Raw genomic sequence first — 19,381 nt, 5'->3', positions numbered from 1 at the left:
CGGCTTTTTCAAAAATGAACGATTTTAAAAAAGAAGCGGCATTTCATATTTTTAAAGAAAGCATTACAACGGCATTCCTACTGTACATGTTTGTTGTTTTTCCATTGGTTCTTCATGATGGATATAAGGATATTACGATCACAAAATACAATTTCTTTAAAAATGGAGTATTGATCTATGGGATATTGATGTGTCTGACATTTATATTCGGATTTACGGATCATATGGAAGAGCATACGGATGCTGCAAAAAAAACGGGAAGAGGCAGAAATTTTCTGGCGGCGGATATCTGGATGGGAGCCTTTGTGCTGTCAGGCACACTTGCATGGATCATGGCAGATGATAAAATGGCAGCCTACACCGGATCTATGGGAAGACGTTGCGGACTGGAATTTCTGGTGCTTGTGCTTGTGCTTTATATTGGCATTGGAAGCGGATATAAATGGCAGCAGATCCTGGCACCGGTGTTTTCTGTTATCAGTGGACTTGCATTTTTGATGGGAAGCTTACAACACCTGGATATTGATGTGTTTCATCTGTTGTCACATATCAGAGAGGATCAGCAGGCGATGTTCCTGTCCACCTTTGGAAATATTAATATATTTGCTGGCTTTGTCTGTACCAGTGTTGCATTCTTTTCCGGTATGTATCTGATTGAAGAAAAGCGGGCATTCCGGATCTGCTATATGGCAGCCCTTTTGTTGGGCGGAGCCGCCTTGATCGCGGCAAATAGTGATAGTGCCTATATGGGACTTGCTGCAGCATGGGTGATATTACTCTTTTTCTCATTAAAACGAAGCCTGTTTGCAGAATTTGTAACTGTTTGCACCACCTTTCTTTCCGGTTATACAATCATGGCGTGGATCACGACAGGAACCGGAAGGGGATATGAGAAGTTGTCCGGTCTGGCGAAGCTGGTGGATGTAAGAGAAATATTGACTGTCTGTTGTGTGATCGGTATCTTGTGTGCGATATGGTTATCAAAGAAGAAATATAATACAGGAAGATCCGCATTATCCCGCTTGTTCATAGCAGGAATATTGCTCATAGCAGGAATCACCGTGACAGTTATTGGCTGTACCAACCACTGGGAGATCTTCGTATTTGATGATTTCTGGGGAGATTACAGAGGCTTTATCTGGTCAAGATTATGCCGGATCTATCAGGATCTGCCATTTGTTGATCAGGTGTTTGGAAATGGAAATGAAAGCATCTATGCGCTGATGTCTGCCCGGTATTATGATGAGATGCTGGCAGTAACCGGAACGGTTTATGACAGTGCGCATAATGAATATCTGCAGTATCTGGTCACGATGGGAGCTTTTGGCCTGATCACTTATGTAGGGCTGATCATTACTTCGATCCGTAACTGTGTGAAAACCTGGAAGGATGAACCGGTGATGCTTGCGGTTCTGATGCTTATCGTTTCTTATATCACACAGGCGTTCGTTAATGTAGAGCAGCCGATCACGACACCGTTCCTGTTTTTATTTGTGGCGATAGCAGCAGGAATCCGCAGAAACAGTCTGAAAAAAGACGGGAGCAGAACAAAGAAATAGTGGATGGTGGGATTATAAAAGTCCGGACTTGTCAAAGCAGATAGTTTCGTTGTATAATCACAAAGTGTGTGTAGATGAAGCAATGGCTGGAAATTGATCGGAGATATTTTAATTTTAGCGTATGACATCTGACTGATATAATATTCGGCTGGTATGCCATCTGGATACAGAATAAATAAGTAGATAATAATTATGATATAAAAGGTCAGCATCTAAATGGATGCTGCTACAGGAGGAAAAAAATGAAGGTTTATGACGAGTTAGTGGCAAGAGGATTAATTGCCCAGACAACAGATGAAGAAGAGATCAAAGAGCTGGTAAATAATGGAAAAGCTGTTTTTTATATAGGATTTGACCCAACTGCAGACAGTCTTCATGTCGGTCATTTCATGGCACTTTGTCTGATGAAGCGTTTACAGATGGCAGGTAATAAGCCGATCGCCCTGATTGGTGGCGGTACAGCTATGATCGGTGATCCGTCCGGACGTACCGATATGAGACAGATGATGACAACAGAAACGATCGCTCATAATGTAGAATGCTTCAAGAAGCAGATGAGCCGTTTTATCGATTTCTCAGAAGGCAAGGCATTGCTTGTAAATAATGCAGACTGGTTACTGGATCTGAACTATATAGATGTTCTTCGTGAGGTTGGTCCTCATTTCTCAGTCAACAATATGCTTCGTGCAGAGTGCTACAAGCAGAGAATGGAGAAGGGCTTAAGCTTCTTAGAGTTCAACTACATGATCATGCAGAGCTACGATTTCTATGAGTTATTCCAGAAATACGGCTGTAATATGCAGTTCGGTGGTGATGACCAGTGGAGCAACATGCTTGGTGGTACAGAACTGATCCGTAGAAAGCTTGGCAAGGATGCATATGCCATGACGATCACCCTGCTTCTGAACTCAGAGGGCAAGAAGATGGGTAAGACGCAGAAGGGTGCTGTATGGCTGGATCCAAACAAGACATCACCATTTGAGTTCTACCAGTACTGGAGAAATGTTGCAGATGCCGATGTATTAAAATGTATCCGTATGCTGACCTTCCTTCCACTGGAAGAGATCGACAAGATGGACAGCTGGGAAGGAAGCCAGTTAAATACAGCAAAAGAGATCCTTGCATTTGAACTTACAAAGCTGGTTCATGGCGAAGAAGAAGCAGTAAAGGCACAGGAGAGTGCAAGAGCATTATTCTCCAAGGGTGTCGCTGCTGATATGCCATCTGTTACATTATCAGACGATGATTTCAAGGATGGTGCGATTGATATCGTATCCGTACTTGTAAAGTCCGGTCTGGTATCCTCCAGAAATGAAGGAAGACGTGCGGTAGAGCAGGGCGGAGTTGCAGTTGATGGTGATAAGATACCTGATATCTCAGTTACAATTCCGGAAGAGAAGTTTGATGGAGACGGAATCGTTGTAAGACGTGGTAAGAAGAATTTCCGTAAGATAAGTAAATAACAGATTCGAAAGAATAATAAAATAAACATAATAAAAACTCCGGTTATCTGGAATTAGGATTCTAATTTTGATGATCGGAGTTTTGTTATTGTTATTATGATGTAAATTATGCAGAAAAAAAGCAGAAATGTCAGTTGTACATGTCATTTATGCATGATAAAACGTAGAATTGACAATCTACGTTTTTTTTAGTCTGTTTTATGGTATTCTAATTTCCGGATATTAGCGGTGTTTTGTGTAAGCCTCCATCAGACTGAGCATAACATGCTGGTCTTCAAGGGATAAGGATGAATAAAGAGCATTCAGTTTCGATTGATTATAGCTTTCAGAATGTTGATTGTATTCAAGAATATCAGAAAAAGTACAATCCAGATATTCGGTGATATTTGCAAGTGTATCCAGACTCACTTTGCAGATACCACGTTCAAGTTGACTGATAAAACCTACAGACAGATTAAGGTCTTCCGCCATCTGTTCCTGGGTGACATCTTTCATTTTTCTGCGTATTTTTATGCGTGATCCTATAATTTTATAATTCAGTGTCATGATGGTATTCCTTTTCTTTTTAAGTATTTTCTAATAAATATCAAAAAAGAAACAGATAGTGACACTTCTATTATATGTAAAAACTAACAATAATACTGCATATATCTAAGAAATATACTAAAATTTACAAGTGGCATTCAAATGAGAGGGAAGTGTTATACAAATGAAAATTGGTATATGTGATTCATCTATGCATGAAGTGGAAGCTGTGAAGGATTTTATAGAATCCCGTATGGATCTGGATAATGTAGAGTTTGAATTGTATCTGCCGGAAGAAGCGTCTATAGATGTAGAAGAAAGTACCTTTTCCTGTGATATATTTATTACGGAGATCGTATTTGACAATCTGCATTATAATGGGATCTGTCTGGCCAGAGCCATCAATCGTTCTGTTCCAAATTGCAAGATTATATTTTATGCAGACCATATTCCGGATGGCTGGGATATCTATGACGTGGAGCACTGCAATTGTGTTATGAAGCGAAACCGGGATATCAAGCTGGTGCATGCCGTTGATACGGCGATCAAGCGCCTGAATATGAGCAAAAGTAATTTTATCCGGGTCTGCTATGGGAAAACGATCAATATTTTTTCAGCTTCGGAGATCATCTGTATTCACAGAGATGATCGTCTCACCAGATACTGTACAACAAGAGGTGATTATGTGCAGTATATTACGCTGACAAATGCTTTGAAAAATCTTCCGAAGATATTTGTCCGTGTAAACAGTAATTGTATTATCAACCGTCAGCACGTCAAGCATTATTCCAGATCAACCGTAACTCTGGATAATGGAGAAGTTGTAAAGATCGGAAGACCATACAAAGAAGAAGTATTTTCATAAGAAAATGGAATGATTCTCCCTGTTTTGCAGATACTAGTTCGTATGAATATGTATCTATGAAACAGGGAGATTTTTTATGAGAGATAAAATATTTGGAATATTACAACGGGTTGGAAGGTCGTTTATGCTTCCAATCGCGATCCTGCCGGTGGCAGGACTGCTGCTTGGAATCGGAAGCTCATTTACCAATGAAACCATGCTTGAAACATATGGGCTGATGCGGATCCTTGGACCGGGAACGATATTTGCTGCGGTATTTGAAGTAATGAGCGAGGCAGGAAATGTGGTATTTGCCAATCTGCCGATCCTGTTTGCCATGGGTGTGGCAATCGGTATGGCAAAAAAGGAGAAAGAGGTCGCTGCGCTGTCAGCAGCTATTGCATTCTTTATCATGCATGCATCGATCAGTGCATTGATCACGATAAGTGGTGGTACGGAAGCAATGCTTGCAGGGGCGGTTATTTCTGTCTGCGGTATCACATCTTTGCAAATGGGTGTATTTGGCGGTATCCTGGTAGGACTTGGTGTGGCTGCCCTGCATAACCGCTTTTATAAGATTGAACTGCCGCAGGTGTTGTCTTTCTTTGGTGGTTCCAGATTCGTTCCGATCATATCAGCATTGGTATATACCGGAGTTGGTATTTTGATGTTCTTTATCTGGCCGGCAATCCAGAAAGGCATCTATACCGTAGGTGATCTGGTTTTAAATTCCGGCTATGCAGGAACCTGGGTATATGGATTTATGGAACGTCTTCTGATACCATTTGGCCTGCATCATGTGTTCTATCTGCCATTCTGGCAGACTGCGGTCGGAGGAACGCTGGAGGTTGGTGGGCGTGTTGTAGAAGGAGCGCAGAATATCTTCTTTGCACAGCTTGCGGATCCATCCGTTACAAAGTATGCGGTATCAGCCACCCGGTTTATGTCCGGTAAATTCCCGCTTATGATATTTGGTCTGCCGGGAGCGGCTCTTGCCATGTATAAAACAGCAGCACCGGAGAAACGGAAGGCAGCAGGCGGACTGCTTCTTTCCGCAGCCCTTACAGCCATGATCACAGGTATTACAGAGCCGCTGGAATTCACATTTTTATTTGTTGCACCGGCTCTGTATGGAATCCATTGTATTCTGGCAGGCTTTGCCTATATGCTGATGCATGTATTTGAAGTCGGTGTGGGAATGACCTTCTCCGGCGGTCTGATCGATCTTACCCTGTTCGGCATCATGCAGGGAAATGCAAAGACGAACTGGATCTGGATCGTTATTGTCGGTATCGGTTATTTTATCGTATATTATGTATTATTCTATTATCTGATCCGGCGGTTTGATCTGAAAACACCGGGCAGAGATAACAATGACGAAGTGAAATTATATCGTCGAAGTGATGTGGATGCCAGAAAGCATGGAGAAAATGCCGGAGAGCAGGGATCAGGCAATGGCCGGAATACGGATGTTTTCCGGAATCACAGCCCACAGATGGAGACTTCCAGACTGATCTGTGAAGGACTCGGCGGCAAGGCCAATATATCGGATGTTGACTGCTGCGCAACCAGACTTCGTTGTACGGTATATGATGCAGCTCTTGTAAAAGAAGATGTTCTCCGGGCAAGCGGAGCATCCGGTGTGGTGAAAAAAGGATATGGCGTACAGATCATCTATGGCCCGAAGGTGTCTGTGATCAAATCCAATCTGGAAGATTATCTGGAGGGGTATGATGAGAAAGCGGTTATTGCAGTATCTATATTGAGTCCGGTTACAGGAGAGGTTTTTGAATTATCAAGTGTGCCGGATGAGGCATTTTCCAGTGGAATGATGGGCGATGGAATCGCTGTATTGCCAACGGATCCTGAAATAACCGCGCCTGTTGCCGGAACGATTGCCTTTGTCTTTGATACGAAGCATGCCATAGGGCTGGTAACGGAACAGGGAATCGGTGTGATGATTCATATCGGAATCGATACGGTAAAGCTAAATGGCAAAGGCTTTGACGTACTGGTTGAGACCGGACAGACAGTGTCTGCCGGACAGCCGGTCATGCGGCTTGATCTTCCTTATCTGAAGAAGCATGCGCCATCCTTAATATCCCCTATCATTATAACAGAGCTCCCGGATGGCTATAAACTGCGTCCGGTGAAGACCGGAAAGGTGAAGAACGACGAGGAGCTCCTGGTGGTGGAGAAGGGATAGGATAAATAGAAATGACAGAAGGATTTCCACTTGTGGAAATCCTTTTGTGAATATATTATAATAATAAATAGATTAAAGGCAACAAAGGCGGAAGGATAAATGGCAGGAAAAAAACTGGATGAACAGATGGAAAAGGTAATACGGAATAATTACAGACGATTGACAGGCTGTCTGATCGACCGGAAAATGGCGATCACAACCATGGAAAGTATCACCTGCGGGCAGATTGCTTCCCTAATCACAGATACTGAAGGGGCATCTGCAATATTAAAAGGAGCATTTGTAACCTATTCCAACGAAGCAAAGATCATGCAGGGGGTTCCGGAAGCGGTGATAGAAACCTGTGGTGTCTATTCCAAAGAAACAGCGCGGGCAATGGCAGAAGCCTGTAAACAGGCATATCGTGCAGACATCGGAATTGGTATTACCGGTACAACGGGAAATATTGATCCAAATAATCAGGACAGCGTACCGGGAGAAGTATATTATGCAGTGGCTGTTTCTGACACGATCATCGATGGCTATTTCCAGATGGGAGAACAGGATTCCAGACTGTATTATAAACTTTATGCCGCAGAGAAGGTGGCAGAAACGCTTGGGGATGTGCTTGGGGTTGAAATGGAAGCGGTTCTTGCCTGATGGTGTGACGAATATATTGTTGGAGAAATATACAAGATATGGGGGATGAAAATATGAAAAAGAAATTAATGGGGTTGATTGTATGTTTAATAGGATTTGGAATGGGCTTTCTGTCCTTACTGTATTCCAATGAGGCTGTGCAGTCCCTAGAAGAATGTACGCGAAAAGTAGTTAATCCAAGCATAAAAGATAAAAAGGACTGGATATTTTCCTCAATTGGGAATATAGGAATTGTGCTATTGATCGTTGCTGTAATAACAGCAATTGTGCTGGCGGTTATTCGTTTTTTTGCTAACTCAAAATGTATGCAGTCGGCAATCACAATAGGACAGTTTGTAACAGATGTCATTTTATCGTTGTATATTACGGAGGTAATTATATATTACCGCAATCAGTTGCAGCAGGAACGTTTTTATACAACCATGGGAGATTCTGTACATATTGGAGTGTATATATTAGAATATGCGGTATTCTATATTTGTATATCCATCTTGTTCAACCGATCTGTTGAAAAAATAATACGAAAGCCTAAAAAGGACTGCAGACTATCCATATGGCAGGTAAAGAATGAACAGGAATTTATGGAAATAAAGGAGCTGGTACATAGGGAACATTTTAACGATTGTTATGGATATATGAAATATCGTGAGGAACCGTTGGCTTCGATGCAGTTTTATGTGATCAGTGAGATGAACTGGTCAGGAAATCAGGAAGTAGCACAGTGGAAGTATTATTCAAATGGTGACTTTATAGATCTGGATGATACAGAACTCAGAACCAAACTGCTGGTAGCAAAAAATGCTGAAAATATAAACTGGCAGTTATAAGATAAAGAAACGAGGGTAAAAAGGATGAGAAAAAAATCAGGATTTATAGTATTAAGTATGGTACTGGCAGGCAGTCTTATGGGATGCAGTTTTTCCCTTAATAAAGATGCGGATAACAGCAGCAAAAAGGCCGAAACAACCGTGACAGAAGAAACCGGAAAAACGGATGAAACAACCGGTATGGATACAGGTTCTGACACGGGAACATCAGAGGAGGCTTCTTCTGCAGCAGGATCAGATGGCAAGGCAGCCGCACTTCCGGAAGAGAAGAAGGTAGGAGCCGGAACAGGAGAAATGCCAGAAGAATATTCCAAAAATATGGTTGTTGATTCGGAGTTATCCGGAAAGGTTTCGGCATACGACTGTACAGCCTCGTATCATATTCCTTACATAGATTATGACAGCACAGCCTGTGAAAATGTAAATACACAGGTAGAAAAGCTTGCGAATGATTATATGACAAAAGAGGGAGAATATAGTACAGGATGTATTGCAATCGGATACGAATGGTCGGTATATGAGGATTTGTTGTCTTTGGTGATCCGGCTTGATTTTGATGCAAATGAAGTGGCTGATTTCTATGTATATACGGTTGATCTTAATAAAGACATACAGCTTTCTAAGGCAGATGTAATAGACTATCTGGATATTGATAATTCTACCTATGAGAAAGAGGTTCAGGATGAGCTGGATGGTTATTTTACAAATACATATAAGGATGTAACCGGAACGGACGAGTTCCTGAAAGAGACGTATGACAGAACGATTGCAATGTCCAACATAAGGGATGCAGTGCCTTATGTAAATGGTGATGGTGAGCTGTGCGTGATCGGTAAAATATATTCAATCGCCGGACCGGATTATTATGAACGTCAGTTAAGTGTTGAGAGCCTGGATGAAGAATGTGAATACAGCGGGGCTGTATACGAAGCAGCGGAGTATGATGATAGTTCCTATGATACAGCATCGGATGACTACATTCTTCCGTATAGCGACAGTACATATCTGACCGAGGAAGATCTGGATGGCTTAACGAAGGATGAGCTTCGTCTCGCCTGCAATGAGCTATATGCCCGTCATGGAAGAAAATTCAAGGATGCCGATTATCAGGCATATTTCAATTCCAAAAGCTGGTATCATGGAACGGTCGAGCCGGATGATTTTGACGACACAGCAGTATTTAATCAATATGAGCTTGCAAACCGGGATTTCATTATAGAGTATGAGAAGGAGAAGGGGTATAAGTAAGAAAACGAACGAAAAGGTATCTCATTAAAGAGGGATGATATATAGTTATCGAATTAAGTAACAAAATAATATAAAACGTGAGACAGCTCGATATGAACTCTGTTGATTGGATGGAGGGATATCGGGCTGTTTTTGTGTGTAAATAATGCAATGTTAAGTGTCTGTTTTGCATGGGGCGGTTATGAGGTCTTATTTGTGATAGTATGACATATATAAGTAAGGTTCTAATAAACTATTTTCAAAAGTGCATTACATTGGAAATGAAATTATTTTATTAGAGCTGTCGGAGAAACATATTGTAAAAAAATGAAGGGAGACGAATGTATATGAAAAATGCAAGAAAAGAAACACACCATATGATAAAGATATGGAAGAATGCCATTTGTATGTTAATGGCTGTTGTAATGATTATTGTTTATGTTCCAAATGATATGCTTGGAATACAAAACATAAGTAAGGTAGAGGCTGCAGTATCCTATAATGCAGATTCAGCAGCGAGTTATGCACTGACCTATACAGATGCTACCGGTGGTTATGGAACAGGAAACTATAATAAAGCATATAGTAATTTTGATGGGCATGATTGTGCCAATTTTGTATCGCAGTGTCTGGTAGCCGGAGGTTTAGCAACAGATGGCACATGGTATCCATATTCAAGAGCCTGGATAAGAGCAGATTATTTATTGGAATGGTTTAAAGCAAATCCTGAGTTTAGTGGTCATATCGTGCGTAATCCATCAGCTTCTGAAGTAAAAAAAGGTGATCCTTTATTCTATGTATGGGGAACTGAAGTTGCAGGTGCAGTGCCTAATGATGTAGATCATGCCGGTATTTGTACGGGAATAGACGGAAATGGTAATCCATTAGTCTCAGCACATACTAAAAATAGAAGAAATTACAGCGCATGGAGAATGGGAGCAGGTGCAGTATATGTTGTAAAATTGCACGAAGTGTCATTAAATCAGACTGCGAGGGGTGAGATGACTATACCAACAATTACAACAAACAGAGATTGTTATGCTGTTGGTGAGACAATGAATATAACATGGGATAAAACCAGCAGTCAAAGTGACTTTCTTCATTATTGGCTGATTATTACAAATACTGACACAAGTAAGGAATGTTATGGTGGTGCAACAGGTGCAAATGGGGATGTAAATGCAAATAGTTACCAATTTACTATACCGGAAGCAGGACATTATCGGATAAATGTCTGGGCAGTGCCATATAATGATAAAGATAATCGACAGAGAATGGCATCAAAAACAGTATGCACTTATGGCTATGATAGTGAAACTCAAAATCTAGGTAATGATTTTTATGCTACTATAATGAATACCGGAATAAAAAAATATGTTACAGCTGATAGTGATGATAATGTAACGATCCGAACAGGTTCAAATCAAGCAAATCAGTTATGGCATTTTATAAGACAGAGTAATGGTTCCTATGAGATTGTAAACTATGCATCAGGAAAAGCTCTTGATGATTATAATTGGGAACAGACAAATGGCACCAATGTATGGGTGTATCCAAGAAATAATGCAACGGCACAGAGATGGTTTATCAGAGGTACAGCAGGTGCATATTTCTTAAATGCTTCGTGTGGATCTGCAGTTCTGGATGTTGAAAGCTATGGATCAGCAGATGGTACCAATGTGTGGTTGTATGAAAGAAATGATTCAGGTGCTCAGAAATTTACGATACAAAAGCAATCCATTAATTTAAGTAAATGTAGTGTGACAGGACTAGCAAGAATACAGGGCGGATTTAAATTGTCATGGCAGACAGTATCTGGTGCTACAAAATATGAAATTTACCGGAAAAAGCAGACCGATACAAATTATGCAAAGCTGACTACAGTTGCTGGTGGAACCACAAATACATATAAGGATACAAATTGCGTGTCAGGCGTGACATATCAGTATCTTGTGAGAGCTGTGAATAATTATACGACAGGTGCTTCTGAATACGGTGGATATGGATTATATCTTGACAGCACTAATGTATGGATAACAGCAGCTTTGACAAAGAAGGTAAGTCTTTCCTGGAATAAAGTAAATGGAGCTAATGGATATTACGTTTATATGTATGATACAGCAAGTAAAAAATGGCAAAGAGTACTTGATGTAGCCGGAAAATCTACAACCTCCTGTACATTATCGGGATTAAAGCAGAATACGACATATAAATATTTAGTTAAAGCATATGGTATATGTACCTACAGTAAAAAGTCGATTCATACGAGTTATAATAGCAATATATTGACTGTTACTACAGCAGCTTATAATGGAATGAAAAAGACATCAGAAGGATGGTACTACTTTATAAATGGCGTAAAACAGACTAATTATACAGGTTTGTTGAAACATACAGATGGTACATGGTGTTATATAAAAAATGGAAGATGGCAGTCAAAATATACCGGAATGGTAAAACATACAAACGGCAAGTACTACTATGTGTATAAAGGTAGAAAAAAGAATAGTACTAAGTTGGTAAAACATACAGATGGAAAATGGTGGTATGTAAAGAAAGGTGTATGGCAACCAAAATATAAAGGTATTGTTAAGAAATCAGGAAAGAAATACTATGTAGTTAAGGGCAAAAAGAGTAACAAGACAGGTTATGTAACGGTCAAAGGCAAACGCTACAGAGTAGTAAAAGGAAAAGTACAATAGAAGTTTGCTGGCATAAGTTCGGCATACAATAGTAAAGAATAATTATAGGTAATTTACCGCATATTTCAATAGCATCTGATAGCAAAGGCTATTGAAATATGCGGTAAAAATATATAACAAATGATTGGAGAAAAATATGCAGGTAATTGTATTAGTTATAGGTTGTATTTGTACTCTTATTATTTTGGTTCATTTATATATGAGCGAAATAGATAAACATACTTTATTTAGGGTAAGTGAAAAAGTTTTATTAATTTGTATTTTGATTGCCACGGTATTTTTGGGTGTAATTCCAGAAATTGTTATGGTAACACATAAACAGCAGTATGATATAGCACAAGATTTACTGCATACATCAGGAAAAGTATATGATGCAAACAAACATACCGTGGATATAGAAATTGAAGATGTAGGTCAGGTAGATATATTGTCGGTGGATAATTATTATAAAACAGATGACTATTATATTGTTTATTATGTACGGGTAGATGTAGAAGTCCCTCAGGGATATTTAAGAGGAGTTCCGGTAATTGTAGAAAAAAATATCTTTGGTACAGATACTATAGTTAAATGGGATTATAGTCTTGAGGATAAAATGTTTTATTATGAAAAATATGGGCAGGATGATTCGGATTCAGATTCTGAATATGAGAAAGATGTATTTGGTAATAGACATGATGTCAAATTTGAATTCACAAATGCTCCATCATATACAATTGGTGATTTGTTTAATTATATTGGAATATCTGCTCCACATGATATTGCAGAGGCAAGTGTTACTTCTATAACAAATAACTATGATGCATTAGAGTATTATATATTATGGAGAAGCAGAGATACCGGAAAAACAATGGATCGCTGGGTAAGGGCAGTATACGATAAAGAAACGGGAGAGTGGTATTTATGTAATGCTGAAAAGAAAGAATCAACTTTAAATAGTAAACTGGCAGGATATGCATCAGGAAGTGATGACACTTATGACAATGATTATACAGATGATTACAGGATTGTTGAAAGTGATACTTTCTTAGGATGGACAAAGGTAGAGCAATAAAAGGAACAAGCGAGACGGGAATCTGTCTCGCTTGTTTTGTCGAAAAAGCAATGTAGAATGTCAGTTTTGCATGGGACGGTTTTTGAAGAAAATATATGATATTATTATTTTAAATTTACTGAGACATTATAGTAAAAATATATAGATATGAGTGGGAGAAAGATAAAATGGCTTATAATGTTATGGATTTAAAATGCCCTAATTGTGGATTCCCGATAAGTGTTGGACAAAAAGAATGTCCAGCAGGACATCCAATTAATATTACTTCTTTTAACAGTGTAAATTCTATGCCGAGTCCAATGGTAAATCGTTATATAAATTTTTATAAAAAAGAATTGGGTACTGATCCTGAAAATAAGGAGATTAATAAATCTATAGGAATATGTTTTTTGAAATTGCACTTATATGCTAAAGCACTAGAAGCGTTTGATAAGGCTATGGTTGATAATTTTGATGATTCTGAAACATATTTTTATGCGGCTATATGCATTCTTGGTGGTAAGAAAGCATTTCTTAATCCAAGATCTAATATAGATAAAGCATTAGAATATATAGATGCAGCGTTAATGGTAGAACCAAGAGGAATCTATTACTATTTTATGGCTTATATAAAATATGATTATTTTTCGCGTAAGAGCTATATGACCTCACCAGATTATAGAGAATGTCTTAGTATGGCTATAGATGTTGGAGTGCCAGATGTTGATATTCAGATGTTGTATGACGTGTTGAACGTTAGTCGACCGGATTGTATGTAGAGGTGACGAGGAAGAATGATAAATAAGTATATAGAATTTGCGGTTTATATAGAAACGATTCATGAAGGCAGTAGTTCTGCTGGTAGTTCATTCATTTTTATATTGCTGTATGCTTTAGTTTTTTTAGGAATTATTATCATTATTAGAAATTATGATTCTTTTAAAAATGCAAAAATGGTTAAGCAATTATGTAATGGTAAAAATTCAGAACAGTCTGAAGTTATTGCATATTTTCTTAGGGCAGGATGTGGCGCTAAGATTATTTCTGATGAGCAGTATTTGCAGATGGTAGATCGCAAAAAACAGAAATATGGATCTGTAAAATATGCATTAAACAAATTAGGGATTGATGAAGCACAAGTTAACGAAATCAGTCCTGTATGTTTTGAAGGATTTGATTACAAAAATACGTATGTAAAAAAGACTGCTAACGGAAAATGGATTAGTTCCAGATATGAGGTGACATGGATTTTTTTTAGTGATTCACAGGTGCATGTGTATAGTTGTGGATTTGATATGGATAAAGAAAATAAAAAGGAATCTACATCAGAATATTTTTACAAGGATGTAAATTCATTTTCTACAATATCAGAGGAAGAGGTTGGACAAAATAATATAACGGTGCCGACAGAAAAATTTGGTATGTATGGTGCTGGAATAAACTTTGAATGTGCATTGACAAATTGTGATAATGTAGTTCAATCCATAAATGGAATGAGACAAAAACTACGCGAAAAAAAATTACGGCCTTAAGGCTGATTATATAAAAATAAAATATAGCAAATGAAGAAGGAGAAAGAAATATGGTAGCAGTAATTATTATTTTGATTGGAGTAGCAATTATTTATTACAAAAATACGATAGGATCTGATAATGCAAAAATGGTAAGAGCACTTACTCAAGGAAAAACGAAGACGCAGGCAGATGTTATTACATACTTTAAACGTGAAGGATGTGGTGCAAAAACGATAACAGATTCACAATATTATGATATTGTGGCTAGTGCACGGTCACACTATAATTCAATACAGAAGGCACTTGATAAAATAGGACTGGATGCGGATGAAGTAAGAGAAATTCCGCCGGTGTATTTTGAAGGATTTAGAGGGGAAAATGCGTATACTAAGCAAACTGCTAGTGGACGTTGGGTTAGTACTACTTATGAAATAGCATGGCTTTTTTTTAGTGATTCACAGGTACATGTATATAGACGAAGATTTAATCTCGATGATGATTATACAACGGAAATCACAGATGAATATTTTTACAAGGATATTACAGCATTTACAACAATATCAGAAGAAGAAGTTGATAGAGATGGAAAGAGAATTCCAACCACTACATTCAGAATGAGAGGGGCAGGAATAGAGTTCGAATGTTCATTATCGGAAGTTAAAGATTTCGAAACAGCGATTCGAGGAATGAAGCAGAAACTTCGTGAGAAGAAAAATGCATAATAGTTAATTTGAATTATAGATGTCAAAGAATCCATTAGATAATAATATGGATCTTTGACATTTTTAGAATAATATGGAAAAAAAAAGAATTCGATATGTGGATGATAAAGAAAGACAGTTGATTCATCCTATTTATGATAGAAAATTGGTAAGACCGTATATAAATTGGAAGAAGGCAAGTGCTTTTGCTATTTTATTTACTTTAATAGCATGTTTGATATCAAAAGAAATATATACGTATTTAATGGATTATGAATGGATTCATAATGTTTATGACATAGTTAGTTATATGTTGATTGTATCTTGGTGCATGCTTTATCAAGGAATTATTTGTTCAAAGATGATTGCTATATGGAGTATAAAAGTTTACCAAAGATATGCATCAGCACAGACCAGATTGATGTGTTGTTATATTCCAAGTTGTTCTGAATATGCAATCTTAGCTATTGAAAAATATGGTGCATTTTATGGTGGTTATAAAGCTGTGTGTAGGATAATAAAATGTGGATCATATGGTGGGGTGGATTATCCTTAAGAGTTTAAGTAGTTAGGAAGGTGATATGGGTGAATAAAATAAGCTTTATGGAGATTAGCAGTGGTGAATATGTAGGGGTATGCTCAATAGAAATAACATCGATTCCAGATATATCAATTATAAGTTCTAGGTATCAAGATTATACAGATATAGAAAAAGAATATATGAATAACTTTAGTAGCCTTGCATCTGAAGTTTTTCAAAATTATAAATATATTATATCACAAAATTCCAATGCAGAGATATCTATGGAGCTGTTATGGGTAACAGAACCAGTGAATAATCAGCCTTATAAGGCGAAGATAAGACCATTTTTAGTTATTCGAGCAATTTCAGGTGATCAGTCGTCTGCACAGGCAATAATTGAACAGATATATAGTTTATATGAATCTTCCTTAAAATTACAGAAATATGGATTTGAGGAAATTGAGTTTCCAAGATTAACAGAAATAATTAGCGGGGTACAGATTGAAGACAGTATAGCAATTGTTAAAGATGAAAGAGAAGAAAATCTTAATAATCAGTTTTTATCTGCAGCTTATTCTATTGATGTGTTTGATTCATATGCACATGATATGAGTTCTATCATGAATGAATTGACAGAACAACCATATAGTATGTTTTCTATTCAGTTGTTTCCAACACAATTAACTGTAGAGGAAAAAACAGAGATAGCACGAATTGCGCAGATTTTGGATACTTTAAATAAAGGCGTTATGACGCAGGGAATAGGAAATGTAAGTATTTCGGCAGCGGGACATTTGGCTGAAATATATAAATATTACCAAACAGTAAGTGCTGGGGCAATGTTTGGATATAATATAATTGTTGCAGGATCCTATGGCAATACAGATAAGCTTGCATCAAAAGTACAGGGTTATATATCGTATGATTCAGAAAATCCGGTTTTTATGAAACAGGTCCATATGGACACTTCTCAACTTCGGATTACGGATAATTATTATTCATTTCCATGGATTGTAAATGAGCTGTTAATTGACCTAAATAGAAATCCATATATATGGAATCAGGATAACTCAAATCAATTTTTATATAGAATGCCATATGTTATATCGGCAAAAGAAGCTGGAGGCATATTTAGATTACCACTGGGAAATGGTCGTATATCTGCAGGATTGCCGATAAATGATTCGGAAAGTGCTAGTAAAACTTATGCAGACAATCTTATAAATGCAGGAGATATAGAAATTGGTATTTTGAAAAATTCCGAAAAGAATACAATTGGAATTTCACTTAAAGATCTGGCAAAACACATGTTAGTAGTAGGAACCCCTGGTTCGGGAAAAACAACATTTTCTGTGAGTTTGTTGGATAGATTGTGGAAAGAACATAATATTCCTTTTTTGGTTATTGAACCTGCAAAGAATGAATATAGAGCTTTAATACAGAGCATTCCAGAGATACAGATATTTACACCGGGTAAAAATTTTATATCGCCTTTTGTATTTAATCCATTTGTTCCACCGGAAAATGTTAGGTTGGAGACATATAAATCTACATTGAAGACGGCTTTTGCTGCGGCTGTATCGATGACAACACCGCTTGATAAAATTTTTGAAGAGGCAATTAATAATTGTTATTCGGATTTTAGATGGTTGGATAATTATACTACAGCTGACAAAGGTCAGATATTTAATATAACAGATTTTATAAAGTGTTTTAAAAATACTTTTGATGAGATTGGATATACAGGAGATGCAAAAAACATTGGACGTGCTGGAGTGGTGCGATTGAAGAGTCTTGAAAATTTATTTGATAATTATTTTTCAATTCCAATACAAGATTTATTGCAGAAACCGACCATTATAGAGTTAGCTGCTATAGAAAATAGTGATCAGAAAGCATTGATAATATCATTGTTATTATTATCGATATTGGCATATGTAAATGCAAATTATGTTGGTGATGGGGGATTGAAAAATGTAATGCTTCTTGAAGAAGCTCATGTATTATTAGATGCGTCATCAAATGTTGGACAGGGTGATACTAATCCAAGTGCGATAGCTCAGAATTTAGTTAAGCGTATGTTGGCTGAGATACGTTCATATGGTGTTGGAATAATAATAGCGGATCAGTCACCTAGAAAAGTGTCTACAGATGTTGTTGCACTTACGGATATGAAAATGGTATTCAGATTAGTTGAGGCAACTGATAAGCAGATAATTGCAGACAGTATGAATATGGGAGATGGTCAAGAACAAAGGTTATCAAGATTGAAACCTGGCGAGGCATTTTTGTTTTTTAATAAGCTGGATAGTCCGGAAGAGGTAGTTACACCAGATTATCGTCTTGAAAACAATATTGATATTACATTATCAGATAAGGATATCGGAAAACTTATAACTTATTGGAATGATAAAAAGAAAAATTTAAGACCATATCCTGAATGTGAAGAGGTGCTTTGTTGCAAGGAGTGTTGCATTTATGAAAGAAGAATATTGGCTAAGGAAATAGCACGTAGAATTTTTGTAAAAAATTTCAAATCAGATATGTCGGATTTTAATACGATAAAAAAAGTGTTTGCGCAAATAACAAAATTAACAAAATATGAATTAAATGATGAAGAATTTTCACCGGAATTGTTAGCTTGTGTAAAAGTACAATTATGGAGAAAAATAGTATATGGAACCAATATTTCGGTGAATGAAAAAATAATACATAATTCTTTGAGAAAGTCATGAGGATAAAAATATATGGGAGATGAATTTCGAGAAGTTACTGAAGATGTTAAGGAAGATTTCACCCCTACAGAGGAATTAGAAGAAGCAGAGGTAGAGGAGATACCGGAAGATACGGAAGAGGAAGTTTCTGAAGAAGTTTCAGAGATGGAGGAAGATTTCACCCCTGCAGAGGGATTAGAAGAAGCAGAGGTAGAGGAGATACCGGAAGATACGGAAGAGGAAATCTCTGAAGAAGTTTCAGAGATGGAAGAAGATTTCACTCCTGCAGAGGAATTAGAAGAAGCAGAGGTAGAGGAGATACCGGAAGATACGGAAGAGGAAATCTCTGAAGAAACTTCGGAGATGGAGGAAGATTTCACCCCTGCAGAAGGATTAGAAGAAGCAGAAGTAGAGGAAATACCAGAAGATACGGAAGAAGAAGCCTCTGAAGAAGTTTCGGAGATGGAGGAAGATTTCACCCCTGCAGAAGGATTAGAAGAAGCAGAAGTAGAGGAAATACCAGAAGATACGGAAGAAGAAGCCTCTGAAGAAGTTTCGGAGATGGAGGAAGATTTCACCCCTGCAGAAGGATTAGAAGAAGCAGAAGTAGAGGAAATACCAGAAGATACGGAAGAAGAAGCCTCTGAAGAAGTTTCGGAGATGGAGGAAGATTTCACCCCTGCAGAAGGATTAGAAGAAGCAGAAGTAGAGGAAATACCAGAAGATACGGAAGAAGAAGCCTCTGAAGAAACTTCAGAGATGGAGGAAGATTTCACCCCTGCAGAGGGATTAGAAGAAGCAGAAGCAGAGGAAATACCAGAAGATACGGAAGAAGAAGCCTCTGAAGAAGTTTCGGAGATGGAGGAAGATTTCACCCCTGCAGAAGGATTAGAAGAAGCAGAAG

At 37.8% G+C, this 19,381-nt stretch carries 15 protein-coding genes and 1 pseudogene; 15 read left to right on the top strand and 1 reads right to left on the bottom strand.

All coding sequences use genetic code 11. The annotated features are described in order from the left end of the window. Nucleotides 1–14: 14 nt before the first annotated feature. Nucleotides 15–1,559: an O-antigen ligase family protein gene (locus DWW85_RS08895; protein ID WP_181986544.1), complete on the top strand. Its 1,545-nt coding sequence runs from the start codon at nucleotides 15–17 to the stop codon at nucleotides 1,557–1,559. Nucleotides 1,560–1,801: 242 nt separating this feature from the next. After that, nucleotides 1,802–3,022, top strand: coding sequence for a tyrosine--tRNA ligase (tyrS, locus tag DWW85_RS08890; RefSeq protein ID WP_117808396.1), 1,221 nt, complete (start codon nucleotides 1,802–1,804; stop codon nucleotides 3,020–3,022). 222 nt (nucleotides 3,023–3,244) lie between these two features. On the opposite strand, the gene DWW85_RS08885 is transcribed toward tyrS, so the two are convergent. Then, complete coding sequence (locus DWW85_RS08885) at nucleotides 3,245–3,568, bottom strand: helix-turn-helix transcriptional regulator (RefSeq protein WP_117808395.1); 324 nt, start codon at nucleotides 3,566–3,568, stop codon at nucleotides 3,245–3,247. A gap of 163 nt (nucleotides 3,569–3,731) precedes the next feature. On the opposite strand from DWW85_RS08885, the gene DWW85_RS08880 reads away from it, so the two are divergent. The 13 genes and pseudogenes from DWW85_RS08880 to DWW85_RS12785 form a co-directional block, all read left to right on the top strand. Beyond that, nucleotides 3,732–4,412 (top strand): LytTR family DNA-binding domain-containing protein, encoded by a 681-nt coding sequence (locus DWW85_RS08880; RefSeq protein WP_117808394.1) that lies wholly within the window; start codon nucleotides 3,732–3,734, stop codon nucleotides 4,410–4,412. A gap of 76 nt (nucleotides 4,413–4,488) precedes the next feature. Beyond that, a complete protein-coding gene (locus DWW85_RS08875) occupies nucleotides 4,489–6,597 on the top strand; it encodes a PTS transporter subunit IIABC (protein WP_117808393.1) in 2,109 nt (702 codons plus the stop codon). Nucleotides 6,598–6,696: 99 nt separating this feature from the next. Beyond that, nucleotides 6,697–7,236 carry a nicotinamide-nucleotide amidohydrolase family protein gene (locus DWW85_RS08870; protein WP_117808392.1) on the top strand — a complete coding sequence of 180 codons (540 nt, stop codon included), beginning with the start codon at nucleotides 6,697–6,699 and terminating at the stop codon, nucleotides 7,234–7,236. A gap of 53 nt (nucleotides 7,237–7,289) precedes the next feature. Further along, nucleotides 7,290–8,063 (top strand): hypothetical protein, encoded by a 774-nt coding sequence (locus DWW85_RS08865; RefSeq protein WP_147340906.1) that lies wholly within the window; start codon nucleotides 7,290–7,292, stop codon nucleotides 8,061–8,063. Nucleotides 8,064–8,087: 24 nt separating this feature from the next. Further along, on the top strand, nucleotides 8,088–9,311 hold the full coding sequence (locus tag DWW85_RS08860; RefSeq protein ID WP_117808390.1) for a YARHG domain-containing protein: 1,224 nt from the start codon (nucleotides 8,088–8,090) through the stop codon (nucleotides 9,309–9,311). Between the two features lie 326 nt (nucleotides 9,312–9,637). Then, nucleotides 9,638–11,992: an RICIN domain-containing protein gene (locus DWW85_RS08855; protein WP_181986543.1), complete on the top strand. Its 2,355-nt coding sequence runs from the start codon at nucleotides 9,638–9,640 to the stop codon at nucleotides 11,990–11,992. 136 nt (nucleotides 11,993–12,128) lie between these two features. Then, entirely contained in the window at nucleotides 12,129–13,046 is a 918-nt protein-coding gene (locus DWW85_RS08850; protein WP_147340905.1) for a hypothetical protein, read from the top strand. Nucleotides 13,047–13,213: 167 nt separating this feature from the next. Next, nucleotides 13,214–13,804, top strand: coding sequence for a hypothetical protein (locus DWW85_RS08845; protein WP_117808387.1), 591 nt, complete (start codon nucleotides 13,214–13,216; stop codon nucleotides 13,802–13,804). Between the two features lie 15 nt (nucleotides 13,805–13,819). Continuing rightward, a complete protein-coding gene (locus tag DWW85_RS08840) occupies nucleotides 13,820–14,557 on the top strand; it encodes a hypothetical protein (protein WP_117808386.1) in 738 nt (245 codons plus the stop codon). Between the two features lie 50 nt (nucleotides 14,558–14,607). Next, nucleotides 14,608–15,261, top strand: a complete 654-nt coding sequence (locus DWW85_RS08835; protein WP_117808385.1) for a hypothetical protein — start codon at nucleotides 14,608–14,610, stop codon at nucleotides 15,259–15,261. A 310-nt stretch (nucleotides 15,262–15,571) separates the two neighbouring features. Next, a complete protein-coding gene (yidD, locus tag DWW85_RS13120) occupies nucleotides 15,572–15,796 on the top strand; it encodes a membrane protein insertion efficiency factor YidD (RefSeq protein ID WP_347465526.1) in 225 nt (74 codons plus the stop codon). A 29-nt stretch (nucleotides 15,797–15,825) separates the two neighbouring features. Further along, nucleotides 15,826–18,498: an ATP-binding protein gene (locus DWW85_RS08825; RefSeq protein ID WP_117808384.1), complete on the top strand. Its 2,673-nt coding sequence runs from the start codon at nucleotides 15,826–15,828 to the stop codon at nucleotides 18,496–18,498. A gap of 12 nt (nucleotides 18,499–18,510) precedes the next feature. Continuing rightward, nucleotides 18,511–19,381: pseudogene (locus DWW85_RS12785) on the top strand (hypothetical protein); the annotation flags it as partial.

The sequence above is a fragment of the Clostridium sp. AF17-21AC genome, from assembly GCF_003461365.1.
Taxonomy (GTDB): domain Bacteria; phylum Bacillota; class Clostridia; order Lachnospirales; family Lachnospiraceae; genus Coprococcus; species Coprococcus ammoniilyticus.
This window is presented reverse-complemented; position numbering and strand designations above follow the sequence as displayed.

Bases quoted from the DNA above. Each gene is read 5' to 3' on its own strand.
- DWW85_RS08835 (WP_117808385.1), top strand. From the start codon at position 14,608: ATGGTAGCAGTAATTATTATTTTGATTGGAGTAGCAATTATTTATTAC.
- DWW85_RS08885 (WP_117808395.1), bottom strand. From the start codon at position 3,568: ATGACACTGAATTATAAAATTATAGGATCACGCATAAAAATACGCAGA.
- DWW85_RS08860 (WP_117808390.1), top strand. From the start codon at position 8,088: ATGAGAAAAAAATCAGGATTTATAGTATTAAGTATGGTACTGGCAGGC.
- DWW85_RS08845 (WP_117808387.1), top strand. From the start codon at position 13,214: ATGGCTTATAATGTTATGGATTTAAAATGCCCTAATTGTGGATTCCCG.
- yidD (WP_347465526.1), top strand. From the start codon at position 15,572: ATGCTTTATCAAGGAATTATTTGTTCAAAGATGATTGCTATATGGAGT.
- DWW85_RS08865 (WP_147340906.1), top strand. From the start codon at position 7,290: ATGAAAAAGAAATTAATGGGGTTGATTGTATGTTTAATAGGATTTGGA.
- DWW85_RS08895 (WP_181986544.1), top strand. From the start codon at position 15: ATGAACGATTTTAAAAAAGAAGCGGCATTTCATATTTTTAAAGAAAGC.
- DWW85_RS08840 (WP_117808386.1), top strand. From the start codon at position 13,820: ATGATAAATAAGTATATAGAATTTGCGGTTTATATAGAAACGATTCAT.
- DWW85_RS08875 (WP_117808393.1), top strand. From the start codon at position 4,489: ATGAGAGATAAAATATTTGGAATATTACAACGGGTTGGAAGGTCGTTT.
- DWW85_RS08850 (WP_147340905.1), top strand. From the start codon at position 12,129: ATGCAGGTAATTGTATTAGTTATAGGTTGTATTTGTACTCTTATTATT.
- DWW85_RS08855 (WP_181986543.1), top strand. From the start codon at position 9,638: ATGAAAAATGCAAGAAAAGAAACACACCATATGATAAAGATATGGAAG.
- DWW85_RS08880 (WP_117808394.1), top strand. From the start codon at position 3,732: ATGAAAATTGGTATATGTGATTCATCTATGCATGAAGTGGAAGCTGTG.
- DWW85_RS08870 (WP_117808392.1), top strand. From the start codon at position 6,697: ATGGCAGGAAAAAAACTGGATGAACAGATGGAAAAGGTAATACGGAAT.
- tyrS (WP_117808396.1), top strand. From the start codon at position 1,802: ATGAAGGTTTATGACGAGTTAGTGGCAAGAGGATTAATTGCCCAGACA.